This window comes from Polaromonas sp. P1_E1_2 (assembly GCF_056406035.1).
This window is the reverse complement of record NZ_JBFUAZ010000274.1, coordinates 1-5,328: the sequence shown is the minus strand read 5'-3', so window position 1 is coordinate 5,328 and position 5,328 is coordinate 1. Positions and strand designations below refer to the sequence as shown.

The following is a 5,328-nucleotide window of genomic DNA, read 5'->3' as shown; positions in this document are numbered from 1 at the left end:
CCTGCTCGGACGACCCCACGGCATAACAGGCGCGGCCGATGACCGTGCGCCTGAAGGGCATCCAGCCCAGCACGATGACCGCGGCCAGCAACACCAGCGTTGTGGGAATCGTGCCGAAGAGACGACCGGTCAGCGCGTCTGACAAGCCCTCGCTGACCTCCCCGCCCGGCGCAGGACGCAGCAGCAAGGCCAGGCCGAAGAACACTGCGCCCGTGGCGAGCGTGACGATGATCGGCTGCAGGCGCCCGAATACGACGATTGCACCATTCAGGGCACCGGCCGCCGCCCCGGAGGCCAATACCAGCACCACCCCGAGTGCCACTTGCCAAGGCGCACCGTTCACCACGACGGAGGCCAGGCAACTGGTGAGCACCATCACCATCCCCACGGAGAGGTCCAGGCCGCGCGTGATGACAGGCAGGGTCTGGGCCATCGCAACGATGGCCAGCAGCGCCGCCTTGTTCGAGGCCGTGGTGACGATGCCGACCGATATCGAGCGCGGATGCTCCAGCAGGTACAGCGAAAACATCAGGATGAACACCACCAGCGCACTCAGCGGACCACTGTTGCGGCGCAGCCCTCGCAGCCATTCTTCCCTGTTCATGTGACGGCCTCCGGTTCGGTTGAAGCGAGGGATACGTTGAGGGATGAGGCCACAATCGCCTGCTCGGTGATCTCCTCCCCGACAAGCGTGCGCACGATGCGTCCTTCGTACATGATCAGGATGCGGTCCGCCAGGCCGATCAGTTCTTCGTAGTCGGTGGAGTAGAGCAGGATGGCCACGCCCTGGGAAGCAAGCTGGCGCAGCAGGACATAGATTTCCTGCTTGGTGGCCACATCGATGCCGCGTGTGGGATCGTTCAGCAGGAGCACGCGCGGCTGGGTCATCAGCCACTTGGCGATCACCACCTTCTGCTGGTTGCCCCCGGACAAGGTCTGCACCGGGTCTTCCACGGAACCGATCTTGATGCGCAACTTGTCCACCATCTGCGCCACGGCCGCCTGCTCGCCCCCCGGGCTCAGCAAGCCGTAGCGCGTGAGCGCCTCCAGCTGGGCAAGGCTCGCATTCTCACGGATACTCATGGGCAAGACCAACCCTTCGGTCTTGCGATCCTCCGGGATGAGGGCGATCCCCAGTCCGGGTTGCTTGCATATGTGTGGCGCCAGATTGGTGACCGGTTGACCAAAAACCTCGATTTCGCCGTGCACACCCTTAAGCACGCCGAAAAGCGCCAGCAGCAATTCGCGCTGCCCCTGTCCGTCCAGCCCTCCCAAGCCGACAATCTCGCCTCGCAGAATCTCCAGCGAAATGTCCCGGAGGCTGGGCTCCCAGCTCAAGGACTTGACCGTGACAGCCGGTCGCGCATCCGTGGCCGGACCGGTCTTGGGCGGGTACGACTTGGCGACGTCACGACCGATCATGAGTTGCACCACTTCAGCGTCGGTCCGCGTGCCGTTGGCAAACGTGTCGACGCGGCGACCACTGCGAAAAACCGAACAGGTACCGGCGAGCGCCTTGACCTCGTGCATGCGGTGCGAGATGAACAGCGCTGCGACGCCCTGGTCTCGCAGACTGAAGAGCAGGCGGTACAGGCGTTCCACGTCTTCGCTGCTGAGGGCGGAGGTCGCCTCGTCCAGGATGAGCAGGCGCGGCTGCGCGCCTAGCGCCTTGGCAATTTCGACGACCTGCCGGCGGGATAGCGGCAGGTCGCGCACGCGGTCCATGGGATGGATGTCGCTGCAACCCAGCAGGGAAAGCAGCTCGGTAGCTCGCTCTTGTTGAGTCTTGGCGTCGATCAGGCCGTACTTCACCGGGGGCCTGGACAGGAAAATGTTGTCGCACACGGACAAGTCCGGGACCAGCGACAGCTCCTGGAACACACAAACGATACCGCGCTCGCGCGCGGAGTTCGGAGAGTCCAGCCGCAGTTCCTTGCCGTCCAGCAGGATACGGCCCGCGTCGGGCTGAACGACGCCGGCGATGATCTTGATCAAGGTCGACTTGCCGGCACCGTTCTCGCCCAGAACAGCGTGAATTTCACCTGCCGTACAAGCGAAGTCCGCGCTGTCAAGCGCACATACGCCGCCGTAGCGCTTGGTGATGCCCTGGAGTTCGAGCAAGGGTTTCTGGGTCACGGAAAGAAAAGCCTCCAAACAGGAAAAATGCCGGGCGCGGCCACACAGCCCGGCGTTAAAACTCCAAGGCTGATCTCAGGTATTTCCCTCGCTCTGCTTCATGATGTCCGGCGCCGTCAGGTTGATGTTGCAAGGCGGAAACTCGTTGGCCACGTAGAAGGTGTCGGGTAAATCCGGGTAGAAGTTCTTTCCCGGTGCCATGTTCTGGTATTCGACGTAGGGAATGGGCACCGAGATGTACTGCGGCAGCTTTTGGCCTTGCAGTGCGGCGATGGCCGCCTTCAGGGCCACCGAGACCAGGCCAGGCGACTGCGCGGCCGAAGCGCCTTTGAGGCCGTCCTTATGGTACTGATGGACCATCTTGCGAAAGCCATTTTCCCCTTCCGCACCGATGGGCACGAACGGGTGCTTGGCCTCGATCAGCGCACGAATGGTGCCGTTGGATCCAGCCTGCGTGTAGATGCCGTTGAAGCGGCCATGCACGGCAATCGCGTCGGCCGCTACCTTCTGCGAAGTGCCGTCGTCCCAGTTGCCCACCACTTCGATAATCTGGACCTGCTTGTGCTTGTCCATGATCTCGCGGAAACCGAGATGGCGGTCGCGGTCCACCGAGTTGCCCGGCAAGCCGCGAATCTCCAGAACCTTGCCGCTGGTCACGCCGTTCTTCTCCAGCCAGCGGCCCATCAGGCGGCCCATTTCCAGCTGGTCTTCGTTCACCTGGATCACCTCGTCGGTGTCGAGCACATTGTCGAACGGGATCAGCACGACGCCAGCCTCTTTGGCGCGCTTGATCACCGGCTTGAACGAGGTGGGCGACACCGCGATCGTGAGGATGGCGTCGAAGCCCGCGTTGATGAAGTTGTCGATGGCGCCCAGCTGCGCAGCCACGTCCGTACCGGTGGACACGACCTTCAGCTCCTTGATGTGCGGCTTCATCTCCGGCGTTGCTGCATAAGCCTTCAGCGACTTGATCATCTGGATGCGCCAGCTGTTGCCGGCATAACCATTGGCCAATGCGATGCGGTACGGTCCCTTCTTGGCCGGATACTGGATGGTCTTCGTGTTGCCGGAGAACGGCTTGAAGCAGGCCGGCTCGTAGGTTTGGGCCAACGCCGGCGCGCCCAGGCCGGCCAGTGTTGCGGCCGCGCCCGCGGCCAGAATATCTCGTCTCGTTTGCATGCTTGTCTCCTGTTTAGAGTGTGCCGGTCTCTGAAGCCGGCGAGCTGACAACGGCGCAGGATTGCGCGAAGCATTTGGCCAGGGCAAAACTTGATCAATTCATTTTTGGTCTGGCCATATCGGACCGCATCAGGGCTTTCCCTTGACTTGCGCCGCTTCGAAGGCTGCGTCGCCCCCTCAGGCCCCAAGGCGCCGCAGGCGGGTCAGCCTGCCTGMGACACCAACACCGACGGCGAGCTCCAGGAGCGGGGCGACATGACAATCCGGAAGTCCTCGATCGTCGCGTTGCGGCCGCCAAGTAACGTGGCTTCGCGCTTGTGGAACTCAGGATCGGAGAAAGTAATGCTGTCGCGGACGATGGAAACGAGGACGTACTTGCCACCGTGGGCGATAAACTGGAATCCGCGTTCCTGCACAGATCACGTCAGCATGATTGGCCCTGCGCAGCGGTCAGACGGGTAACTATATATCTGCTAATTTGGACTGACCACTCTCGGCGGCCAACTTTCGAATCTCGGAAAACCTGGGGAGACCCCCAGCAGCGGAAGCGGTACTTTCGCAGCCTCTGATACTCCGTTCAAAATTAGTTCCGGCATCTCGCCATCAAACAAGGCCGGCCCGGCCAGGCGGTCGACCCAGTTCAGAAGCTGCATGCCGCAGTACACCACGTGGCGCCCACGGATGGTGATGCGCAACCCCCGGCGGTGGCGCTGGAAGACGGGCTCCCCCACCGCATCCTCGAAAGCCTTCAGCCGGTGGCTGGCGCCCGACAGGGACAAGTGACAGCGGCGCGCAGCTTCCGACAATGAACCGGACTCGGCGCAAAGCACCACGAGCCGGATCGAAGCGAGGTCGAAGCGTTGAAGGTTGATAAATTTGGTCATGCCAATTTTTTTGAATGTACCAATTTTGGTCTGACCAGACAAGGTTTTTCCACCACAACTTACCGGCCATGGCCACGCAGGGGCACCGCCCGACGGTATGATCCTTTCGTTACACCTTCCCCGCCATGAGAGTTACCAAGCCTGCCGAACCCCGTCGCCTGTATCAGCAGATCGCCGATCAGATCAGGGAACTGATCGCCAAAGGATCGTTCCAGGTCGGCGACCGTCTGCCGGCCGAGCGCGAGCTGGCATTGCTCCTGGGCGTGTCCCGCCCTTCGCTGCGCGAGGCATTGATCGCCCTGGACGTCCAGAGCAGTGTCGAGATCCGTGGCGGCTCGGGTGTCTACGTCTGCCCGCAACCCAAACGCACTTCCGGGAAGGCCACACCCGCACTCGGCGAGAGCCCAAGGGAACTGATGCAGACGCGCTCCGCCCTGGAGAGCGCGGTGGTGATCCTTGCCTGCGCGCGCGGCACCCCTGAGCAGCTCAAGCAGCTTAGGACGATCGTCACGAGAATGAGGGCTGAAACGGATCGCAACCGCGCCCCGCTGGATCTTGATCGACGCTTTCACATGACGCTTACGCAGATGAGTGGTAATTCCGTGATGGCCCGCATCATCGCCGAGTTGTTCGAYGAACGGCACAGCCCGATCTCGGCCAAGCTGTCTTCGAAATACGAGAACCCACGCACCTGGAAGGCTGCGCTGAAGGAACATGAAGCTATTCTCAGCGCTCTGGATGCACGCGATCCGATAGCCGCACAGGCTGCCATGCTCGCCCATCTGCGCGCCTCCGAGCTGCGTTGGGTGGGGGACTGACCCCGTCCCCTGAGGCGTGCATCCACGAGCGCACGATGCGCAGATTGCTATCGCTCGCGCCGGAAATTGAATTGGTGCCGGGCCCGAGCCGAGCCTAGCATCGCGCGTACCCCCCGCCGCTGCACATCGCAATTTAGGAGACGATTCACATGAACATGCAAACCCACTATCCCAGCCTGAAAGACCGGTCCGTCCTCATCACCGGGGGGTCGACCGGCATCGGTGCCACCCTGGTGCGGCAGTTCGCAGCGCAAGATGCGAAGGTCGGGTTCATCGACATCGACGTGGACAACGCGCTCGCCCTTCAGGCA

The 5,328-nt window shown here is 62.3% G+C and carries 5 protein-coding genes and 2 pseudogenes; 2 read left to right on the top strand and 5 right to left on the bottom strand.

All coding sequences use genetic code 11. The features are described 5' to 3' along the window. The 5 genes and pseudogenes from AC1D1P_RS13480 to AC1D1P_RS13460 all read right to left on the bottom strand — a co-directional run. Positions 1–604 (bottom strand): ABC transporter permease (locus AC1D1P_RS13480; RefSeq protein ID WP_477673329.1); only part of this gene is annotated, 604 nt, incomplete at its 3' end. Further along, a complete protein-coding gene (locus AC1D1P_RS13475; protein WP_477670186.1) occupies positions 601–2,136 on the bottom strand; it encodes a sugar ABC transporter ATP-binding protein in 1,536 nt (511 codons plus the stop codon). The genes AC1D1P_RS13480 and AC1D1P_RS13475, both read right to left, overlap by 4 nt. 75 nt (positions 2,137–2,211) lie before the next feature. After that, the gene (locus tag AC1D1P_RS13470) at positions 2,212–3,315 is read right to left on the bottom strand and encodes a sugar ABC transporter substrate-binding protein (RefSeq protein ID WP_477670187.1); all 1,104 of its coding nucleotides are present in this window, start codon (positions 3,313–3,315) and stop codon (positions 2,212–2,214) included. Between the two features lie 254 nt (positions 3,316–3,569). Next, positions 3,570–3,734, bottom strand: a pseudogene (locus tag AC1D1P_RS13465) (dehydrogenase); the annotation flags it as partial. Positions 3,735–3,788: 54 nt separating this feature from the next. Continuing rightward, positions 3,789–4,241, bottom strand: a complete 453-nt coding sequence (locus AC1D1P_RS13460) for a helix-turn-helix domain-containing protein (RefSeq protein ID WP_477670188.1) — start codon at positions 4,239–4,241, stop codon at positions 3,789–3,791. An 83-nt stretch (positions 4,242–4,324) separates the two neighbouring features. Here AC1D1P_RS13460 and AC1D1P_RS13455 point away from each other — a divergent pair, with 83 nt between their 5' ends. Together AC1D1P_RS13455 and AC1D1P_RS13450 are read left to right on the top strand one after the other, a co-directional pair. Next, entirely contained in the window at positions 4,325–5,017 is a 693-nt protein-coding gene (locus tag AC1D1P_RS13455; protein ID WP_457282638.1) for a FadR/GntR family transcriptional regulator, read from the top strand. Positions 5,018–5,166: 149 nt separating this feature from the next. Further along, a pseudogene (locus AC1D1P_RS13450) lies at positions 5,167–5,328 on the top strand (3-oxoacyl-ACP reductase); the annotation flags it as partial.